The organism is Geomonas silvestris, assembly GCF_014193515.1.
GTDB classification, from domain to species: Bacteria; Desulfobacterota; Desulfuromonadia; order Geobacterales; family Geobacteraceae; genus Geomonas; species Geomonas silvestris.
Genome location: NZ_BLXX01000002.1, coordinates 477873 through 497097, shown reverse-complemented (window position 1 = coordinate 497097; position 19225 = coordinate 477873). Strand labels below are relative to the sequence as shown.

17 protein-coding genes are annotated in these 19225 nt (G+C 64.8%); 8 read left to right on the top strand and 9 right to left on the bottom strand.

The window, feature by feature from the left end; genetic code table 11:
- Positions 1–64 precede the first annotated feature (64 nt).
- From GMST_RS05780 to GMST_RS05770, 3 genes are read right to left on the bottom strand one after another with little or no spacing between them, the layout of a single operon-like run.
- Complete coding sequence (locus GMST_RS05780) at positions 65–664, bottom strand: cytochrome c oxidase subunit 3 family protein (protein ID WP_183353680.1); 600 nt, start codon at positions 662–664, stop codon at positions 65–67.
- Positions 661–2286, bottom strand: coding sequence for a cytochrome c oxidase subunit I (gene ctaD, locus GMST_RS05775; RefSeq protein ID WP_183353679.1), 1626 nt, complete (start codon positions 2284–2286; stop codon positions 661–663). Before ctaD ends, GMST_RS05780 begins: the two co-directional genes overlap by 4 nt.
- A complete protein-coding gene (locus tag GMST_RS05770) occupies positions 2283–3095 on the bottom strand; it encodes an SCO family protein (protein WP_246399194.1) in 813 nt (270 codons plus the stop codon). Before GMST_RS05770 ends, ctaD begins: the two co-directional genes overlap by 4 nt.
- Positions 3096–3553: 458 nt before the next feature.
- Here GMST_RS05770 and GMST_RS05765 point away from each other — a divergent pair, with 458 nt between their 5' ends.
- Positions 3554–3769: a hypothetical protein gene (locus tag GMST_RS05765; protein WP_183353677.1), complete on the top strand. Its 216-nt coding sequence runs from the start codon at positions 3554–3556 to the stop codon at positions 3767–3769.
- A gap of 218 nt (positions 3770–3987) precedes the next feature.
- Here the strand turns inward: GMST_RS05765 and GMST_RS05760 are convergent, their stop codons facing one another.
- Positions 3988–4137: a hypothetical protein gene (locus GMST_RS05760; RefSeq protein ID WP_183353676.1), complete on the bottom strand. Its 150-nt coding sequence runs from the start codon at positions 4135–4137 to the stop codon at positions 3988–3990.
- Positions 4138–4186: 49 nt separating this feature from the next.
- On the opposite strand from GMST_RS05760, the gene hemH reads away from it, so the two are divergent.
- From hemH to GMST_RS05735, 5 genes are read left to right on the top strand one after another with little or no spacing between them, the layout of a single operon-like run.
- Entirely contained in the window at positions 4187–5146 is a 960-nt protein-coding gene (gene hemH / locus GMST_RS05755) for a ferrochelatase (protein WP_183353675.1), read from the top strand.
- Positions 5143–5322, top strand: coding sequence for a hypothetical protein (locus GMST_RS05750; RefSeq protein WP_183353674.1), 180 nt, complete (start codon positions 5143–5145; stop codon positions 5320–5322). The genes hemH and GMST_RS05750 overlap by 4 nt, the downstream gene beginning before the upstream one ends.
- 53 nt (positions 5323–5375) lie before the next feature.
- Positions 5376–6194 (top strand): AAA family ATPase, encoded by an 819-nt coding sequence (locus GMST_RS05745; RefSeq protein WP_183353673.1) that lies wholly within the window; start codon positions 5376–5378, stop codon positions 6192–6194.
- 13 nt (positions 6195–6207) lie between these two features.
- On the top strand, positions 6208–8160 hold the full coding sequence (locus GMST_RS05740) for a hypothetical protein (protein ID WP_183353672.1): 1953 nt from the start codon (positions 6208–6210) through the stop codon (positions 8158–8160).
- Between the two features lie 40 nt (positions 8161–8200).
- Positions 8201–9106 carry a M28 family peptidase gene (locus tag GMST_RS05735; protein WP_183353671.1) on the top strand — a complete coding sequence of 302 codons (906 nt, stop codon included), beginning with the start codon at positions 8201–8203 and terminating at the stop codon, positions 9104–9106.
- Between the two features lie 121 nt (positions 9107–9227).
- Here the strand turns inward: GMST_RS05735 and GMST_RS05730 are convergent, their stop codons facing one another.
- Positions 9228–9980 (bottom strand): SDR family NAD(P)-dependent oxidoreductase, encoded by a 753-nt coding sequence (locus GMST_RS05730; protein ID WP_183353670.1) that lies wholly within the window; start codon positions 9978–9980, stop codon positions 9228–9230.
- A gap of 367 nt (positions 9981–10347) precedes the next feature.
- On the opposite strand from GMST_RS05730, the gene GMST_RS05725 reads away from it, so the two are divergent.
- On the top strand, positions 10348–10818 hold the full coding sequence (locus GMST_RS05725; RefSeq protein WP_183353669.1) for a CYTH domain-containing protein: 471 nt from the start codon (positions 10348–10350) through the stop codon (positions 10816–10818).
- 113 nt (positions 10819–10931) lie between these two features.
- Here GMST_RS05725 and GMST_RS05720 read toward each other — a convergent pair whose 3' ends face one another.
- The 3 genes from GMST_RS05720 to GMST_RS05710 all read right to left on the bottom strand — a co-directional run bounded on the left by GMST_RS05720 (position 10932) and on the right by GMST_RS05710 (position 16379).
- Positions 10932–11774 (bottom strand): HDOD domain-containing protein, encoded by an 843-nt coding sequence (locus GMST_RS05720; protein WP_183353668.1) that lies wholly within the window; start codon positions 11772–11774, stop codon positions 10932–10934.
- 36 nt (positions 11775–11810) lie between these two features.
- Positions 11811–13700: a GspE/PulE family protein gene (locus GMST_RS05715; protein WP_183353667.1), complete on the bottom strand. Its 1890-nt coding sequence runs from the start codon at positions 13698–13700 to the stop codon at positions 11811–11813.
- 216 nt (positions 13701–13916) lie between these two features.
- Positions 13917–16379, bottom strand: coding sequence for an ATP-dependent DNA helicase (locus GMST_RS05710; RefSeq protein WP_246399193.1), 2463 nt, complete (start codon positions 16377–16379; stop codon positions 13917–13919).
- Positions 16380–16630: 251 nt separating this feature from the next.
- Between GMST_RS05710 and GMST_RS05705 the strand changes: the two genes are divergently transcribed.
- Positions 16631–16912: a cytochrome c7 gene (locus GMST_RS05705; protein WP_183353666.1), complete on the top strand. Its 282-nt coding sequence runs from the start codon at positions 16631–16633 to the stop codon at positions 16910–16912.
- Between the two features lie 82 nt (positions 16913–16994).
- On the opposite strand, the gene GMST_RS05700 is transcribed toward GMST_RS05705, so the two are convergent.
- Positions 16995–18941, bottom strand: coding sequence for a PAS domain-containing protein (locus tag GMST_RS05700; protein ID WP_183353665.1), 1947 nt, complete (start codon positions 18939–18941; stop codon positions 16995–16997).
- Between the last annotated feature and the right edge of the window lie 284 nt (positions 18942–19225).

Below are 19225 nucleotides of genomic sequence, written 5' to 3'. Positions count from 1 at the left end.
CATTTCTCATGTACATGTCGTGCGCGCCCTTTCCCGGCGCGCGATACCCAGCCGGCAGCTCTTTCTAGAGGATCAGGTAGTAGAGCGGGAAGATGAAGATCCAGACCAGGTCCACCAGGTGCCAGTACAGGGTGCCGTTCTCGAGCATGACGTTGTTGCCGGCGTTCAGCCTGCCGCCTTGCACCTTGGTGCCGATCCAGGCCAAAAGCGCCCCGCCGATCAGGACGTGGATGCCGTGCAGGCCGGTCGTGATGTAGTACAGGCTGAAGAAGACCGATTCCCCCGGAGGTCCCGCGGCGAGCTTGGGGGAGCCCGGGTAGATGCCGTGGTGGATCTTGGCGGTCCACTCGAAGTACTTGATCACCATGAAGGTGGCCGCGCAGGCGAGCGTCGCCACCAGAAGCGACAGGGTGGTTTTCTTTTCGCCGCGCTTGATCGAGGTGACCGCCATGGCGGCGAAGAGGCTCGAGGTCAAGAGCACCACGGTGTTGGTCGTCCCGAACACCACGTTGAGCTCCTTGCCTGCCGAGGTGAACTCGTGCGGGTAGCGGCTTAGGTAGACCGAGTAGAGGATGAAGAGCCCGCCGAAAAGAAGCAGTTCCGTGAAGAGGAAGAGCCACATCCCCAGCTTGGCGCCGACGTTGTCCTTGTGCTCGTGGCTCATGGCTTGACGACCCCCTTGAAGTCGTAGGGTCCGTGCGTCACTACCGGGTCCCCCTCGAAGTTTTCCGTGGGGGGCGGGGTGGCGATCTGCCACTCCAGGGTGGCGCCGCCCCAGGGATTTTCACCCACCGGCTCGCCGCTCTTGAGCCCCTTCACCAGGTTCACCAGCACGATCACGAGGCCGGTCGCCAGGATCCAGCTCCCCACGGTGGCCACGAAGTTGAGCGGGGCGAACTCGGGGAGGTAGTCGTAGTAGCGCCTGGGCATCCCGTGCATCCCCAGGACCTGCATGGTCCAGTAGAGGACGTTGAACCCGACGAACATGAACGCCCAGCCGACGATGGCCGGCTTCTCCTTGTAGCGGCGCCCGAAGAACTTGGGGAGCCAGTAGTGGGCGGCGGCGAAGAAGGCGAAACCGGTGCCGCCGAACATCACGTAGTGGAAGTGCCCCACCACGAAGTGGGTGTCGTGCACGTGGATGTCGGTGGCCGCCGCCCCCAGGATCAGGCCGGAGAGTCCGCCGATGGAGAAGAGCAGCACGAAGGAGAGCGCGAAGAGCATGGGGGCCTCGAGCGAGATGGACCCCTTGTAGAGCGTGGAGACCCAGTTGAAGACCTTGATGGCCGAGGGGATCGCCACGATGAAGGTGAGAAACGAGAAGACCATGATGGCGGTGTCGCTCATCCCCGAGGTGTACATGTGGTGGCCCCAGACCAGGGAGCCCGCGGCCGCGATGCCGATACTGGAGGCGGCGATCATCTTGTAGCCGAAGATCGGCTTACGGGAGAAGACCGGGATGATGTCCGAGATGACCCCCATGGCGGGAAGGATCATGATGTAGACCGCCGGGTGCGAGTAGATCCAGAACAGGTGCTGGAACATGATGGGATCGCCGCCGCGGCCGGGGTCGAAGAGCCCGGCGCCCAGGACGCGCTCGGCGATCACCAGGACGAGCGTGATGGCGATGATCGGGGTGGCGAGGATCTGCACCCAGGCCGTCGCGTAGAGCGACCAGGTGAAAAGCGGCAGCCGCCCCCAGTTCATCCCGTCGGCGCGCAGCCGGTGGATGGTGGTCACGAAGTTCACCCCGGTGAGGATGGAGGAGAAGCCGAGGATGAAGACCCCGAAGACCGCGAGCGAGACGTTGGTGCCGGTTCGGGCCGAGAAGGGGACGTAGAAGGTCCATCCGGTGTCCGGGGCCCCCCCGCCGGTGAAGAGCGAGGTGAGCACCACCAGGGCGCCGATCGCGTAGAGCCACCAGGAGAAGAGGTTGAGCCTCGGGAAGGCGACGTCGCGGGCGCCGATCTGGATCGGCATCACCAGGTTCCCGAAGGAGGCCGGTATCCCCGGGATGATGAACAAAAAGATCATCACCACGCCGTGCACCGTGAAGAGCGCGTTGTAGGTCTGCGCGTCCACGATGGTCTTGCCCGGCGCCATCAGTTCGATGCGGATCAAAAGGCCCAGGATCACGCCGACCAGAAAGAATCCGGTCACCGAGTAGAGGTAGAGCAGTCCGATCCTCTTGTGGTCGGTGGAGAAGATCCAGGAGCCCAGGCCTGTCTTGCCGGTGTCGCCCCAGAACCCTTCTGCAACGGGTTGCCTACTTTCTGCCGAACTCATTTGTCCCCCAAAGGATGTTGTTTGCCTTTTCTGCCCGTGAGCACCAGGAACAGGAAGAACCCGCCGCAGCACAGGATCACCGCCGTGGCGCTCACCCGCAGCAGGTTGAACTCGTAGCTTTTACTGTTGGGATCGAAGCTGAAGCAGTAGTCCACCACCTTGCGGATGGTGGTACCCACCTTCCCCTCCCGCGCCTCCAGGAGCGCGAGCGTCAGGTCCTTGGAGAGAAAGCTGGTGCCGTAGAGGTAGCGCACGATCATGCCGTCCCCCGCCACCACGAAGCTCGCCACCGGGTGCAGGAAGTCCCGCCCCTTGCGCTGGAAGTGGTAGCCGGCCGCATCCGCGAATTTCTTGATGTTCTGCGCGTCGCCGGTGAGGAATTTCCACCCCCCCGGCGGGAAGTTGACCCTCAGGGCGCTTAAGTACATGCGCTGGTAGCGGGCTGCGAGCTCCGGGGTCTCGGTCTCGTCGATGCTCACCGAGATGACCCGGTACTCCTTCCCGGGCACGCGCTTCACCTCGGGGAGTACCCGCGCGAGCCCCCCCTGCAGGTAGTTGCAGACGTTTGAACAGCCGTAGTAGACCGGCAAGACGATGGTCGGCCCGGTGATCAGCTCGCGCAGCCGGACCTCCTTCCCGGTCTCGTCCCGGAAGACCAGGTCGAGCGGGAGCCTGGCCCCCAGGCGTTCGTCGAGGCCGACCCGGTTGCCGGTTTCACCGCCGTCAGGGCTCGCCTGCAGACCGGCCGGCCCGGCGCCGCAGGGGGTGCCCCACAGGGCGGCCAACAGCACGAGGAGACACCGCAGCACACCGCGACGCCAGCGGGGGGATATCACATTTTCCATGAGAGGCACTCGCACAAGCTACTCATTATAAACAAAAGAGCTCAACTGTCTATCTTTTGAACACCTTTTTCCTAAACCGGCCGCCGGAAGGAAATTTTATCATTAGCTATCGGAGCTCCGGCAGTCACCTTGAGCCCTTTTTCCCGCATCTTGATTTCACCAGCGCGTTTATTCTGTCCGGCAGCGCTGCAACCCCGCGGAGTTCAGGCTGAGCTGGCCCTCTCTCCAGAACGCAGCACGAGCGAGGGCCCCCTCCGTTTTACCGAGGTGGCCCTCCCCCGTTCCCGCGCGGCGGAAAGGTTCGATAAAATCTTTCGCTTCCATCTTGACTTCTCCCGGAAAAACATTAGAATACCCAAATAAGTTTTCTCATATTTACGCCAAAGACGTCCGATCCATGCGTGAAGCTCTGGAGGCCTGCGATGAAACACCTGCCCGAAAAAGTGGTGATGGCTGCGATCATTCTCTCCTGCGGATTCTTTGCCCACACTGACCCCTCCGCCGGCGAGCACAAGGCAAAACGCACCAGCCCCGGCAAGCTGGCTGCCAAACACCAGGAGGTCCACCCCGGCTCCCCGGCCGCGCGCCCGGAGCACAGTCTGGCCCGAGAACTGGCCGCCCGGCTCGAGGCACCCTGACCTATCGGCCGGTAGGCTGCACCGCAAAAAAAGCCCCCCCAGTCTCGCTACTGAGACTGGGGGGGCTTTTTTCGTCCCGCTTCCGGGATACCTGCGGTTCTAGGTTCCACGTTCTACGTTAAGGTTGGAACCTAAAACCGCATTGTGCTCGCCCTTTAGCCATCTGCCGTCCCTTCCATTTTCCAACGTCTAACCTAGAACATAGCGCGGATGCCTTGCTAGCACCCCTTGGGGGGCTTTTTGGTGAAGTTCGCGATGGTGTAGGGCCAGTTGGTTTCCGAGCAGGCCCCCTGCTTGGCGAGCTTTCCCAGGTGCGCCTCTGACGGGGCTCCCCCTCCGGCGTCACCGCAATAACCTGTTCTCCTCACAGTATTTTTCTGCTACAGTCTGGACCAGACCACTTCCAGAGAGGTACGCATGGCCGAGAAGACCGCACTCCTTTTGCTGCAGATGGGTGGCCCCGACTCCATCGCCGCCGTGGAACCGTTTCTTATGAACCTGTTCACCGACCGCGACATCATTAAAATCGGGCCCTCCCTGCTGCAACCCTTCATAGCGCGGCGCATCGTGAAAAAACGCGCGCCCAAGGTGGCGCAGCACTACCGGGAGATCGGCGGCAAGTCCCCGATCCGCGAGCTGACCGACGCCCAGGGGCAGGGGCTCCAGGCACTTCTGGGGGACGACTACCGCTACTTCGTGGCGATGCGCTACTCGCGCCCCTCCACCCTGGAGGCGCTGGCGGCCATCAAGAAGGCGGGGATCCAGCGGATCATCGTGCTCTCGCTCTACCCGCACTACTCGAAGGCCACCACCGGTTCGAGCCTCAACGAGCTGAGCCGGGTGCTCAGCCAGGCGGGGAATCGCTTCCAGGTGACCTGCATCGACCGCTTCTACGACCATCCCATCTACATCAAGGCGCTTACCGAGAAGGTGCGCGAGGGGCTGGCCCAGTTCCCCGATCCGAGCCAGGTGCAGATCCTCTTCTCGGCGCACTCCCTGCCGCAGTCCTTCATCGACGAGGGGGACCCCTACCTGGAGCACATCCAGACCACGGTGCGCCTGGTCATGGAGCAGCTGGGGAACGCGAGCCCGCACCACCTCTGCTTCCAGTCCAAGGCGAGCCGGGTGAAGTGGCTGGAGCCCTCCACTGAGGCGACGCTCAAGCGCCTGGCCGGAGAGGGGAGAAAAGAGATCCTCATGGTGCCGCTCTCCTTCGTTTCTGACCACATCGAGACCCTGCACGAGATCGACATCCAGTACGCCGAGGAGGCCAAAAGCCTCGGGATCGAGCGCTTCGTCCGCTCGCCGTCGCTCAACTCCTCCCCCCTGTTCCTCGAGTGCCTGGCCGACCTGGTGCGCCGCGTCGTGACGCCATGAAAACCTGCAGCATCTGCAAGGCGGAGTTCGACGAGAACGCGCCGCGCTCCCTCTACGGCGAAGCGGGGGAGTGGCTCGCCGGGGAGCTCTGGAAGGACGCCGGCGAGCTCTGTGAGAGCTGCCTGGAGAACCGCGCCCGGCTCTCCATGATGTACAACCACGAGTTCAATACCTAAAGCGATCGGCCCTCCCTCCCCCCCAGGCGGGGGAGTGGACGCTGGAGAACATAATGCAGACCATCACCTTAGACGGCATCGCGCTCACCCTGGCGAACCCCATCGAGTTGCCGCTGAACTGGGTGGGCGACGAGGAGATCCTCCGGCAGCTTCTGGCGGCCTGGATGGTGATCGACGAGCGCGACCTCCCCTTCAACCCGCGCCTGATCGGCAAGCCGGGGGTCGGCAAGACCACCCTGGGCTACGCCGCGGCGAAAAGGCTCGGCCGCCCGGTCTACCTCTTCCAGGCCACCATGGACACCCGCCCCGAGGACCTGATCATCACCCCGGTCATCGGCCCAACCGGCGCCATTCAGTACGCCGCCTCCTCGCTGGTATCCGCCATGCTCCAGGGGGGCGTCCTGATCCTCGACGAGGGGAACCGGATGAGCGAGAAGGCCTGGGCCTCGCTTGCCCCCCTTTTGGACGACCGGCGCTACGTGGAGTCGATCATCACCGGGTTGCGGGTGAAGGCCCACCCGGACTTCCGCATCGTGGTCACCATGAACGAGGACTCCTCCACCTTCGAGGTCCCCGAGTACATCCACTCCCGCCTGCAGCCCCAGCTCTACATCGACTTCCCGCAGGCCGACGAGGAACTCGCCATCCTGAAGGAGAACCTCCCCTTCGCGAGCAACGCCATCCTCTCCTACGTGGTGGATTTCCTGCAGCGCGGACACGCCGCCGACGAGCCCTACTCGGTGCGCGACGGGATCAACATCGCCCGCTACGCCCTGAAGATGATGACCGCGACCCTCAAGGACCCGCGCGAGCTCCTGCCGCTGGCGGTCTCCCGCATCCTGGGCGACGAGGCGCTCCGCTATCTCAAGTAACCCGGAGCGCTCCATGTCCGAGCTCTTGCACCTGGAAACCTTCGGGCCGGTCCACGCCCTCCCCGTCCTGCACTACCGCATGGAGTTCGCCCACCTGGTGCGCGAGGCGGTCCAGGCGCTTCACCCCGACTGCATCGCGCTGGAGCTTCCCAGCACCCTGGAATCCCCCTTCCGGCGCGCGGTGCGGCGCCTCCCCGAACTCTCGGTACTCTCCTACCCGGCCCAGGAACAGAGCGTCTACCTGATCATCGAGCCGGCCGACCCGCTGGTGGAGGGGGGCCGCCTCGCCCTGGAGCAGGAGATCCCCCTCTTTCTGGTCGACGCCGACCTGGACGCCTACCCCGCCCACGACGAACCGCTCCCCGATTCCTACGCCGTGCAGCGCATCGGGCTCGCCCCCTTTTACCGCGAGGTCGCCGCACGCTACCGGGAGATCCTCCCGGCGGAGGAGGACCTGCGCCGCGAACAGGCGATGGCCTTCCGGCTCCAGCAGCTCTCCCGCGAGCACTCCCGAATCCTCTTCCTCTGCGGCATGGCCCACCTGGAGCGGATCCGCGAGCTCTACGGGAAGCCCCTGGCCCAGCCCTTGGTGCGAGCCCGGCGCGAGGGGGTGGAGATCGCCAACCTGCACCCCGAGTGCTGCCAGGAGGTTCTCGCCGAGTACCCCTTCTTAAGCGCCCTCTACGAGACCCGGCGCGCCCCGCTGCCGCCGGAGCCAGCCCAAGGGGGCGCCTCGCTGCGCAAGAGCTTCCACGCCTTCGAACTCATAAACGGAGGGAAGCGCGAGATCCGCGAAGAGGTGGTGCTTGCCGAATCCGTGCAGCGCAGCGCGCGCCGTCTGGGCCCGGAAGGGGAGCTGCCGGACCGCCAGAAGGTCATGCTGCGGCTCTTTCTTGAGGCGGCCCGCCACTACAGCCAGGAGACCGGCGACCGGGTAGAGCGCTGGCAGATGCGCGCCTTCTTCCGGTTCGCCCGCAACTACGCGCTCTTGACGCGCCGGCTCCTCCCGGACCTGTTCCAGATGCTCGCCGCCGCCCGGGGGTGCCTGGACGACAACTTCGCCTATGCCTTTTACCGTCTGGCCTCGCACTACCCCTGGCAGCGCGAGGCGAGCGACCTCCCCACCATAAGGCTATCCGCCGCCGACCTCTGGTCCGCCACCCGGCGCATCCGCTTCCGCCCCAAGGAGCAGCAGCGCGGCAAGGGGCGCTCGCTGGTAAAGATGCTGAACCGGAAAAAGGAGCGCGCCCCCGGCGAGTGGCTCGAAGGGTTCGACGACCCCTCGATCTGCTCCTACCCCCCCGAAGATCTGGCCATCGAGGAGTACGGGCGCAACCTGAAGCGCCTGGGGGTCCTGCAGCTGAGCGAGGAGCAGGGGCGCAGCGAGCCGTTCTCCACCTCGATGCTGGACGGTATCGACATGCGCGAGACGCTCAGGAACCTGCACGAGGGGAAGATCTACGTCCGGGAGAACCGGCGGCTGCGCGGCGGTGTGGGGTGCGTGGTGGTGATCTTCGACGAGGACGCCGGCGCCGAGCGCTTCCCCTACTGCATGACCTGGCTTGGGGAGCACGAGCAGGAGTCCGACATGGCCTTCTTCGCCACCCCGCCCACCGACCACATCGTGGGCCCCGGCATCTCGCGCTGCGAGTACGGCGGTTTCCTTTTGAGCTACCCGCCGCGCCGCATCTACGACGTCTGGAGCGATCCCGACTACCGCGGAGACTTCACCAAGGCGGAGGTGCTCCTTTTGGCGGCGCTCGACTACGCGCTGGAAAAGGACGTGGTCTACGTGGCGGCACGCCCCCCCAGGAGCTACCTGAAGCAGTACGCCGGCCGGATCGGCAAGCGGGTCATCTACCTGCCGCTGGGGAGCCTCTCTCCGGTGACGCTCAAGAAACTCAGGGTGTTCCACGTGCTGTTCGGCAAGGACAAGCGGGAGCTCGCCAAGGATTACGTCTGGTAATTTCCCGGCCCGGCTGCGGGCCGTTTCGAGGAGGGAGTACATGAGGCAGGAAATTCTCGCGCCCGCGGGGTGGGGCGAGCGGATAGGGAAGCACATCGAGGCGTTGGAAGGGGTGCGGCACCCGCTGGCGGCGCCGGAGGCCCTGGAACAGGCGGCAGACTTCGCCGCCCGCGAGCTGGCTGTCCTGGGGTACCAGGTAAAGGAGCAGCTCTTCCCGGCCCACGACCGGATGTTCCGCAACATCGTGGCGACCCTGCCGGGGACCGGCCGCCCCGAGGAGCGGGTCCTGGTGGTGGCGCACTACGACACCGTGGCGAACTCGCCGGGAGCCGACGACAACGCCTCCGGCACGGCCGGGCTGCTCGAGATGGCCCGCCGCCTGGCCGGGCTCTCCTTCGAGCGGACGCTGCAGTTCATCGCGGTCTGCCTCGAGGAGAACCAGACCACCGGCGACCACGGCACCGGTCTCTTGGGGAGCAAGGCCCTGGCCGAACTGGCGGCGCGCGAAGGGTGGCAGATCGAGGGGGTGCTGGTTTTGGAATCGATCGGCTTCGCCGGTCCCGACCTGGTGCAGCAGGCGCCCCCCGGCCTGCCGGCCAAGGTCCCCGAAGTGGGCGATTTCATCGCGGTGGTCGCCAACGAGCGCTCGCGCGAACTCTCGGGGGTCTACCTGGCCGCAGCCCAAGCCCCGGGAATCGAGCTTCCCTGCCTGCATCTGGTGGTGCCGGGAAACGGCGAGATGTTCCGGGATACCCGGCGCTCGGACCATGCCCCGTTCTGGGACCACGGCTACCCGGCGCTCATGCTGACCGACACCACCAACTTCCGCAGCCCGCACTACCACGAGCCGAGCGACACGCTCGCCACCCTGAACCTCGACTTCGCCGCACGGGTCTGCCGCGCCGCGACGGCCGCGGTGCTGGACCTGGCCCGGCTTAAGCCCTAGCACCCGCCGGAAAAAAACGGAAAGGGAGAAACAGTTCAGCCTTCCCGTCCACCTGTTGGAACCCGGGTGGAGGGGAAGGCTGAGCTTTTAGGCAAGCGGTCCGGCACCTCGAGGCCGCGCGCTAGAGGTGGATCCCCCCGGAGGCCTCGATGCGCTGGCCGTTGATCCACCTGCTGTCCTCGGAGAGCAGCGCCGCCACGGCCCCGCCGATGTCGTCGGGCAGCCCGACCCTCCCAAGGGCGGTCTGCGCCGCGATCCCGGCGTTCACTTCCGGGTTGTCGCGCACCACGCCGCCGCCGAAGTCCGTCTCGATGGCGCCGGGGGCGAGGGAATTCACCCTGATCTGCCGCCCGCCGAGTTCCACTGCCAGGTAGCGGCTCAGGGCGTCCATGGCGGCCTTCAGGGAGCCGTAGGCCGAGTAGCCGGGGAGCGAGAAGCGGGCGAGCCCCGAGGAGATGTTCACGATGCTCCCCCCGTTTTTCATGATGGGGAGCAGTTTCTGGGAGAGGAAAAATGCCGCCTTCAGGTGCACGTCGACCAGCTGGTCGAACTGCTCCTCGGTGGTCTCCATGAAAGGGGCCCAGACGCCGAAACCGGCGTTGTTCACCAGGTAGTCGAAGTCATCCCGCTGCCAGCTCTCGACCAGGACCTTTTTGACCTGCCCGGCGAACTCCGGGTAGCTCTTATGCTTTGCCACGTCGAGCTGCAGGGCCACCGCCTTGCGCCCCAGCTCCCCGATCTGCCGCACCGCGTTCTGCGCCTCTGCTTCCCTGCTGTGGTAGGTGAGGATGACGTCGATACCCTTTTGGGCCAGGTGCAGCGCGATGTTGCGGCCAAGGCCGCGGCTGCCGCCGGTGATGAGTGCTATCTTCATGTGCTCCTCCTCGATGATGGCAGCGCCGGCTCGAAGGCCGGGGCGCTGCCTCCTGCTCTGCCGCCCAAACGCAAAAAGCCCCCGTGTGGTACGGGGGCTTCGGGTTAACTTGCGCCGCCCGTCAATTGATTTGACGGGCTACATACTGCAACCTTCCTTGCAGTGCGAAACAGGACGAATACGGAATCTAGCGGTCCACATCGGCGTAATCTCCTTTCGTAAAGGTGGCGTTGGATGGACTTTACCTTTTCCGGTGCTGCTCGTCAAGCAAAAAAGATAAAGCAGGTCCTATTTGACGCCACTTGTTACTTTTACATCTTATCACAGCTAGTTAGCCGATTACCAGCTCAAGAAAGGGAGGTGCCGGATGGCACAGGAGATCGAACGGAAGTTCCTGGTGAAGGACGATTCGTGGCGCGGCGCGGCGAACCAGGGAACCGCGTACCGTCAGGGGTACTTGAGCACCGAGCGCGGCCGCGTGGTCCGGGTCAGGGTGAAGGGGCCCCAGGCGGTGCTCACCATCAAGGGGGAGCGGATCGGCATTTCGGCCCCGGAATTCGAGTACCCCATCCCGGTTGCGGATGCCGAGGAACTGCTCGCCGACCTCTGCCTGCACCCGCTGATCGAAAAGGTGCGCTACGAGGTGGCTCACGCCGGGCTCACCTGGGAGATCGATGTCTTTTCCGGAGACAACGAGGGGCTCGTTTTGGCGGAGGTCGAGCTTGAATCCGAGGACCAGGAGGTGGAGCTTCCCGGTTGGGCGGGTCCCGAAGTGAGCGACGACCGGCGCTACTCGAACGCCAGCCTGGTCAGCTCCCCGTACCGGAGCTGGAAGTGATCCCGCAGAGTGGCGATCCCCTGGGTGCTTCTTTGACCGGCTGCCACCCAGGACGCCGCGGACGCGGCCACCGTGACAGGGCGTTCCGCCTACCAAGGCGCAGGAGCCCGGCGCTACATCGGATTTTTCAGGGCGTCCTCCAAAACGATCTCCAGCTCGGCCAGGGCGATCTCCTTTAACCCCAGCGCCTGCGCCTCGGCGCTTCCGAAGAGGTGCAGCGACGGGTCCTTGTGCATCCCGATCCCCAGCTTCTTGCAGCTTTGGTCCGCCAGGCGGACCAAAGCCAGCAGGGGATTTCCCTGGTCCCACGGCTCCGCCTCGTGCCCGGCGACCACGGCGCAGTAGGCCTCCGGCAGGTGCCAGGCCTGCAACAGCTGGTATCCCTGCTCGACGTGCATGCTGGCCAGCACCTCGCTGATGATGGCCTGGTTCTGCCCCCCCGGCAGCTTTTGCGCCTTGCCGATCTGCTCCATCACCTTCAACAGGAAGAGGTTGCCGATGTCGTGTAACAGCCCGGCCAGAAACGCCTCCTGGACCATCATGTCGTAGCCGGTCCGCTGCGCGAGCCACTTGCTCCCCACCGCGCAGCAGAAGGCGTGCTTCCAGAGGACCTGCATCATCGCGTTGAAGCGTGGGTCCTCGGAGCGGTACTGGTCCTGCTGGGTCGCCAGCATGGCGATGCTGGCCACTTCCCGGGAACCGAGCCGCACGATCGCCTCGTGCATGGTGCCTACCTTGCTGAGCCCGGCGTAGTACGAGGAGTTGGCGACCCTGAGCACCTGGCTCACCAGACCGGGATCCGCACTGATCAGCCGGTTCACCTCTTCGAGGCGGAAGTCGGGGCGGGAGAGCACCTGCTGGAGCTTGAGCGCCACCGCGTGGAACACCGGTACGCTGGTGGTCCCGCCGGCGAGCTGGCCCTTTATGTGATCGACTATGGAACGTTCTTCAGCCATGATTCATCTATCCTTCGCGGCCGCTTTTGTTACGGCCTAACTGCCGAGAATCCTCTTCAATTCTGTCAACGGGCGGGGGCGGCCGATGCGCGGCAGGTCGCGCAGCACCTCCTGGATGGAGACCAGCCCGTTGGCCGCCTTCACCAGTCCGTCCTCGAAGAGCGACACCATCCCCGAGGTCTCGATGGAAAGCCTGCGGATCTCGGAGGAGGACCGGCGTTGCATGATCGCCTCTTTCACCTCCTCGTTCATGATCAGCACCTCGAAGATCGCCAACCGCCCCCTATAGCCGGTAAACCGGCACTTCTTACACCCCCTGCCGAGCCGGAAGCGCGCACTCCCCAGGTCCTTTGCCGTGTACCCGAGCTTGGTGTACTCGATGGGCGTCGGCAGGTACGGCTCCGCACAGTCGTTGCAGACCAGCCGCAAGAGCCGCTGCGCGACCACCGAGACCACCGTGGAGGAGATCAGGAACGCCTCGATCTGCATGTTCATCAGGCGCAACAGCCCGCCGATGGAGTCCTCGGTGTGGAAGGTGGTGAGCACCTTGTGCCCGGTGAGTGCCGCCTGGATGGCGGTCTCCGCCGAGAAGGCGTCGCGGATCTCCCCAAGGACGATGATGTCCGGGTCCTGGCGCACGATGTGGCGCAGCGTCTCCTCGAAGGTCACCCCGATCTTCGGGTTGATCGAGCACTGCGAGACCCCCTCGATGACGAACTCGACCGGCTCCTCGGCGGTGATGATGCTGGTGTTCGGGTTGTTCAGGTACCCCAGGCAGCCGTAGAGCGTGGAGGTCTTGCCGCTGCCGGTCGGTCCGGTGATGATCATGACCCCGCTCGGGGTGTCGAGCGCCTCGCCGATGAAGCGGTCCAGCATGTTGGGCGCCATGCCGATCTGGCCGATCTCGAGGATCGCCTTTTTCTTACTCAAAAGCCGCAGGACGATCTTCTCCCCGAAGATGGTGATGAAGAAGGAGACCCTGAGGTCGAGCGTGAAGCCGTGCTGGCGGCTGTCGTAGAGGATGCGCCCGTCCTGGTGGCGGCGCCTTTCGGCGATGTCCGCCTGCGCCATCACCTTAATGCGCGAGGTAAGCTGCGGCGCGATCTCCAGCGGAAGCTCCTGGTGCGGGACCATGATGCCGTCGTGGCGGAAGCGGATCCGGAGCCGGTCCTTGAGCGGCTCGATGTGGATGTCGCTCACCTCCTCGGTGATGGCGTCGTCGAAGAGCTTGTTGATCGTCCCGACCACGGTGCTCTCGTCGGGGATCCCCTCGTCGGTCCCGGCACTCCGCTCCGCGTTGGCGATGGCGGTCAGCAGCGACTTGCGGCTGGCGATGGCCGGCTTCAGGTCCCGGCCGAAGAGCCCCTCCGCGGCGCTGCGGGAGCGCTGCTCGAGCGGGTTGGCGAACACCACGCTGACCCCGCCCTCCTCGGCGGCGATCGGGAGGAACTGCAGTTCGCGGTAGGTGGAGAAGGGGGCCTTGGCGATAAGCTTGCGGTCCAGCTTGCGGAACTCCAGCTCTTCCACCGGGAAGCCGAGCTGGAAGGAGAGCACCTCGATGAACTTGCGCTCGTCGATGAAGCCGTTTTCGATGAAGATGTCGCCGAGCATCTTGCGCTCGACCCCCTCTTTCTGGAGGTTGAGCGCGGCGGTCAGGTCGCTCTCCCGGATATGCCCGAGCTCGATGAGGAAATCGCCGATCCTGATGGAGAGGCTGTTCTTGCGCAGGGTGGCCGCCACCTGGCCCGGCGCGACGTACCCCAGTTCCTGCAGCACATCCAGGAGGGTCTTGTTGGAGACGAGCTTCGCGCGTACCCGGCGGGCGTAGCCCAACTGCTCCTCGCTGATCACCCCTTCCTGGACCAGCAGATTGGCGATGGCTCCGCCACCCCGCACGGGTCCGGACTCCTTAGGTGTTTTGGTCATGATGCTCTCGATGCAGCCGATGGCCTGATTAGATTTCTGGAATCTGCTGTTCAGGTTATCGGTGAAGATTCGCGAAAGCTGTAGTTATCATTAGATTATATTTATTTCATGACAGGCCGTTCGAGCCAGCGGGGGGGAGTGGGGAGGGTTTTAAAGGGAGGGGAATCCTACCGGAAGCGGCGCCTCGGCCTGCACCGTCCGGTCCGGAGCCACAGCTCACCGCGGGGGGGCAGAAGGCGCCGGCAGCCCAGAAGCGGCAGGCGCGGCATCCCCTTGGGTGCAGCGATCCCAGAAGTCGCTGAGATCCTTGAGTATCGCCGTGGAAACCAGTTCGTTTGCCTGGTCTTCGTACCAGTCGAGCGGCAGCGCCGAGCTGAAACCGGGCTCCAGGAAGCGGCCGTCCATGAGCACGATGATGCCGCGGTCGGTCTCGGAGCGGATCACCCGCCCCGCGGCCTGCACCGCCTTGGCCATGGCGGGAATGGCGTAGGCGTACTCGAACCCCTGGCCGAAGCGGCGCTGGTAGTACTCCCGCATCAGCTCGCGCTCCAGGTCGTAGGTGGGGAGCGGGGGGCCGACCACGAAGGCGCCGATCGCCATCTCTCCCCGGTAGTCGACCCCCTCGGAGAAGGAGCCCCCCTGCACGGCAAAGACCACGGTGGCGGCGTGAGGGTCGCGCAGCTCCTCGAGGAGCGCCTCCACCCGCGCCGCGCCCATCTTGCGCTCCTGGCAGCGCACCGCGACCCCCTGCGGCGCCCGGAACAGCTGGGCGACTCGTTCCAGGAAGCCGAAGCTCGGGAAAAAGGCGAAGTAGTTGCCACGCTTCAGGGCCACCATCCGCTCCAGGGCGTCGGCGATCTTGCCGTAGTTGCGCTCCCTCTCGCTGTAACGGGTGGAGATCTGCGGGATGATCATGAGCTTGCGTCGCTCCGGAGGGAAGGGGCTCTGGAACTCCTCGGTGAGGACCTGCGCCGGGTCAAGGCCCGAGAGCCGGGCGTAGTAGTCGAACGGCTTCAGGGTCGCCGAGAACCCGACCACCTGCTCGAAACCAGCATAGCAGCCGGCAAGCTGCGGGCCGGCATCGCAGCAGATGATCTTGAGGACGCCCCCTTCGGCCGGGTGGAAGGTGGTGCAGAACTCCCGGCCCGCGGCGTCCCGCACCAGCTCGAGCGTCCCGGTGAACTCGGACCAGTAGCGGGCCAGGGCCAGAAGCGGGTCGCCGCCGGCGATCTCCAGGCTGGACTCCCGGTAGCGCGAGAGCACCTGGGCGATGCGCGCCTCCTGGTCGGAAAAAGCCCGCACCGGCGGCTGGATCGCCCGGGGGCGGCTCCCCTCCCCTTCCCGGCTCCGGGCGATGGTCTCCAGGCACCCCTCCAGAAGTTCCACGGCCTTGCCCCCGAAGGGGCGCGCCACCCCCGCAAGCCCCGGGCGCCAGGATTCCAGAAGCTGCGCCGAGAGCTGCGGCGAGTAGTAGTCCATCGCGCGGGACGGGAGGTTGTGCGCCTCGTCGACGACCAGGCTCGGCTTGCCGCGCTGGCCGACGGTAAGCGCGGTCACCCGGCCCAGTGCGGAACGGGGGGCGAAGACGTAGTTGTAGTCGCAGATGACCAGGTCCGCCTCCGGGAGCACCGCAAGCTGCAACTCGAACGGGCAGACCTCGTGCTCCTCGCCCAGCGACCTGAAGTGGCGGGCTTTCAGCTTCTTTTTCCGGGCGAGGACCTCGACCACCCCGGAGCGCGCCAGCTTGTCGTAGTACTCACGGGCAAACTCGCACAGCTCGGGGTGGCACAGGGGCTCGTCCTTGAGGCAGATCTTGTGCTTCGCGGTGATGGTGAGGGACTTAAGCGCAGCGCCCGCGCCCCGGAAGCGCTCCACGGCGTCCTCGGCGACCCCGTGCTGGCTGTTTTTCGGGGTGACGTAGATGACCTGCTGTCCGCGCCCCAGGGCCTCCTTGAGCACCGGGTAGAGCACCCCGACGGTCTTCCCCAGACCGGTCGGGGCCTGGACCAGCTGCGGCTTTTTCTGGACCAGTCCCCGCTCGACACAGGCGATCAGCTCGCGCTGGCCAGGACGCGGATCGGCGAAGGGGAAGCACAGGGTACCCGCGAGCTTGCGGCGCCGTCCCACCCGACGCTGTACCTGGGCCGCCTCCAGAACCAGGGCCTCCAGGCGCCGCGCCAGCCACAGCTCGTACTCTGCCGGGTCCAGCTCGACCCGCAGATCGAGGCTCTTGCCGTTGCGGGTGGAGACCAGGTGAAAGGAGAGTTCCGGGATCTCCCCCTTTTCCAGGAAGTGGAAGTAGCCGTAGCTTTTCAGCTGCAGGCAGTAGGGGTGCTCGGGGTCCCCGGCGAGGCGGCGGGAGAGCTCGTGGATGTTGAAGCTGGTCTTGATCTCTTCGATGCGCGGGGGATTGCCCGGGAAGACGCCGTCCTGGCGCCCCTTGATCAGGAACCGGTACCCCTGGGACGCGAACTCCCGGCTCACCGGGACCTCGCACTGGTAGCCCGGGTCGGCCTTGGCCCGCCGGCGCTGCACCCGCTGGTGGATCTCCAGCCCCTCGGCGGCGGCCCCAAAGCCCGCCAGGTTCTCCAGGTGCCCGTTTTTCGGTACCGGGACGGCGAACTCCCCCAGTGAGAGGGCGATGAGTGGTGGTTCGAAGAGTTCCAGGGCAGGTTTCACGTGGCAGCGTATCTCGCAGGTGGTGGTCCAGCAGGTGTCCGGGGAGGGGGAAAGGTCAGCGCTACTTTCCGCCTTCTCCGGTCACCTTGTCAAGCTGATTGCGCCCGAGCCGCTGCCGTCACACCCCGCCCGCGCAGGGCCCAAATCAATGAAAGTCCGGCGAATTTACCCGCCGAAGCGTTGCACAACCGCAATAACACGGTACTATTTACGGGGTTTTTTCTAATACAATTGCGTAAAGGAGAACAATCATGAAAAAGTGGATCCTCGCAGCCTGCGCCCTGTCCCTCTTCTCGAGCAGTCTTGCCCTCGGCGCCGACAACACCGTCGTCACCCTGCCGGCGAAAAACGGCAACGTCACCTTCCCGCACAAGAAACACCAGGACATGATGGCCTGCACCACCTGCCACGAGAACGAGAAAGGCGGCAAGATTCCGACCCTCGGGAAAGACTGGGCCCACAAGACCTGCAAGGGGTGCCACGCCGACAAGAACAAGGGTCCCACCAAGTGCAGTGAGTGCCACGTGAAGTAGCGTCGCCCCTTTGGCAGCACACGCAAAAAGGCGAAAGCTCGCAGCTTTCGCCTTTTTTTTGGTTCCGACCCAGCGCTCCTTGCTAGTTGAACGCGCTGTTCTGCCTGAGTTGCGGCGGGTAGGTGAGCGCTTCCCTCCCCAGGGTGAAGTAGAAGGTCGCGCCGTTCCCCACCTCCCCTTCCGCCCAGATGGTCCCGCCGTGCCGCTCGATGGCCCGCTTCACCGTTGCCAGGCCGATGCCGTTACCCTCGAACTCCGCACCATGCAGGCGCTGGAACGGCCCGAACAGCTTGTCCTTGTACTGCATGTCGAAGCCGGTACCGTTGTCGCTTACGTAGAACACCTCCTGGCCGTCCATGAGCTCCATCCCCACCTCTATGAGAGCGACCTTCTCCTGCACCGTGTACTTCCAGGCGTTACTGAGCAGGTTGTCCATGACGATGCGCATCAGCGTCTTGTCCCCCAGAACCTGGATCCCTTCCGCGATGAGGAACTCGACCCGGCGCGCCTTGTCGCTTTGCCGCAGCATGAGGCTACTTATGGTGGCGATGCGCGACAGGTCGATCGACTCCTCGTTGAGGGGGGCGCGGCTGGTACGGGCCAGTTCCAAAAGATCGTCGATGAGTTTTCCCATCTTGCTGCTCGCCTTGCAGATACGGTCGAGAAGCTCCCGCCCTTCCCGGCTTATGTTGGCGCTGTGCTCCTCTTTAAGGATCGCCGCGTAGCTGTTTAGGTGACGCAGCGGGCTTCTGAGGTCGTGGGAGACCGAGTAGCTGAAGGACTCCTGTTCCTTCATCGCCAGCTCCAGCTGCTCGGTACGCTCGGCCACCCGCTTGTCCAGTTCCTCGTTGAGCTTGTGGAACTCCTCCTCGGCCAGTTTCTGCTCGGTCACATCCCGGGCGATGCCGAAGCTCCCGGTGAGATTCCCCTGCGCGTCGTAGAGCGGCCCCTGGGTGGTGAGGAAGGCGCGCCGCACCCCTTGGGCGTCGGTCATGGTGTCCTCGAAGAGCTCCACCTCTGCGGGGTCGTGGCCGACGCGGTTCTCCCTGAGGATCGCCGGCACTTCCTGGCGCGCGAACACGTCGCGGTCGCAGCACCCCAGGAGTTCCGCGGCCCGCTTGCCGATGAACCGCTCCGCTGCGTTGTTGACCAGCAGGTATTTTCCGGCGGTGTCCTTTACGTAGATCGCATCCGGGATCCCCGAGATGATCGAGTTCAGCAGCTCCTGGTTCTGCTTCAGCGCCTGCTCGGCCTGGCGCCGTTCGGTCACGTCGTTGGAGACCACCAAGAGCTTGTCACAGGAGCCATCTTCCTCGTAGACCGGGGACTTCACCGACTCGAAGTGGTGCAGCCTCCCCCCCGCGTCGGTGAAGCTCGCCTCGGAGTTGACGATCTTCCCGGCGATGGCCTCGCGGTTCTCTCCGCAAAGACGCTCGGTGATCTCCTGGGGCCCTTTCAGGTACTCGAGGATCGATCTCCCTTCCATCTCCTTCACTGTGGTGCCGTGGAAGCGCGCCATGGCCTCGTTCACCAGGCAGAGCTCTCCGGCGGCATCCAGTACGAAGATGTTGCCCGGGGCGGCGTCGATCACCTGGCGCAGGAAGTTGCGCTCCCGCTGGATCGCCAGCGCCGCCTGCTCGCGCTCGGCCGCGCACCGCGCGCGCACCTCGGCCTTTTCGGCACGGGCCCGCGCCCTCAGCATCACCTCGACCAGGAGGGAGAGGAAGATACCGCTGGCCAAAAAGACCGCGGTCTCCAGCCGGTCCACGCTCGTCACGCTGAAGGAGGCTCCCGATTGGGCGCTCCACTGGTAGGTGGCGAGCCAGGCGGAAAGCGCCGTCGCGAGCAGCCCCCCCGGGAAGCCGGCCAGCAGTGCCGCAAGTACTACCGCAGGATAAAAGGTAAGAAAGGGACTGATCGAACCGAGGGCGCCGTGGCACAGGACGCGGGACAGCGCCGCCCCGGCCGGCAGGAGCGGGGTCAACAGCAGTACAAGCTTTGGACTTTTCTCTCGTGCTTCCCAAACCATGGCGCTCTCCCTCTAGTCCCCGGAACCGCAGCCCAAGCCCGTCCCGGGGTCTACGCACCCCCGCAATTCTCTCAAATGACGCGCACAAAAGCTGGGCCCAGAAGCAAATCGCTGAAATGAACGTGGGACGACGAGGGCAAGGACTGTCAATCCGCTACACGAGCACCTCCGAAGGCAGATGTGCGGCGAGAATAGCCCAGCAGAGACAGCTATAGCACAATTTGAACTTTTTGATTAGCAAAAATTTTATTTTTAATTTTTTCCTCTGCCACTGTCCCACTGCG

Bases quoted from the DNA above. Each gene is read 5' to 3' on its own strand.
- ctaD (WP_183353679.1), bottom strand. From the start codon at position 2,286: ATGAGTTCGGCAGAAAGTAGGCAACCCGTTGCAGAAGGGTTCTGGGGC.
- GMST_RS05740 (WP_183353672.1), top strand. From the start codon at position 6,208: ATGTCCGAGCTCTTGCACCTGGAAACCTTCGGGCCGGTCCACGCCCTC.
- GMST_RS05750 (WP_183353674.1), top strand. From the start codon at position 5,143: ATGAAAACCTGCAGCATCTGCAAGGCGGAGTTCGACGAGAACGCGCCG.
- GMST_RS05765 (WP_183353677.1), top strand. From the start codon at position 3,554: ATGAAACACCTGCCCGAAAAAGTGGTGATGGCTGCGATCATTCTCTCC.
- GMST_RS05730 (WP_183353670.1), bottom strand. From the start codon at position 9,980: ATGAAGATAGCACTCATCACCGGCGGCAGCCGCGGCCTTGGCCGCAAC.
- GMST_RS05720 (WP_183353668.1), bottom strand. From the start codon at position 11,774: ATGGCTGAAGAACGTTCCATAGTCGATCACATAAAGGGCCAGCTCGCC.
- GMST_RS05735 (WP_183353671.1), top strand. From the start codon at position 8,201: ATGAGGCAGGAAATTCTCGCGCCCGCGGGGTGGGGCGAGCGGATAGGG.
- GMST_RS05700 (WP_183353665.1), bottom strand. From the start codon at position 18,941: ATGGTTTGGGAAGCACGAGAGAAAAGTCCAAAGCTTGTACTGCTGTTG.
- GMST_RS05780 (WP_183353680.1), bottom strand. From the start codon at position 664: ATGAGCCACGAGCACAAGGACAACGTCGGCGCCAAGCTGGGGATGTGG.
- GMST_RS05725 (WP_183353669.1), top strand. From the start codon at position 10,348: ATGGCACAGGAGATCGAACGGAAGTTCCTGGTGAAGGACGATTCGTGG.
- GMST_RS05715 (WP_183353667.1), bottom strand. From the start codon at position 13,700: ATGACCAAAACACCTAAGGAGTCCGGACCCGTGCGGGGTGGCGGAGCC.
- GMST_RS05745 (WP_183353673.1), top strand. From the start codon at position 5,376: ATGCAGACCATCACCTTAGACGGCATCGCGCTCACCCTGGCGAACCCC.
- hemH (WP_183353675.1), top strand. From the start codon at position 4,187: ATGGCCGAGAAGACCGCACTCCTTTTGCTGCAGATGGGTGGCCCCGAC.
- GMST_RS05705 (WP_183353666.1), top strand. From the start codon at position 16,631: ATGAAAAAGTGGATCCTCGCAGCCTGCGCCCTGTCCCTCTTCTCGAGC.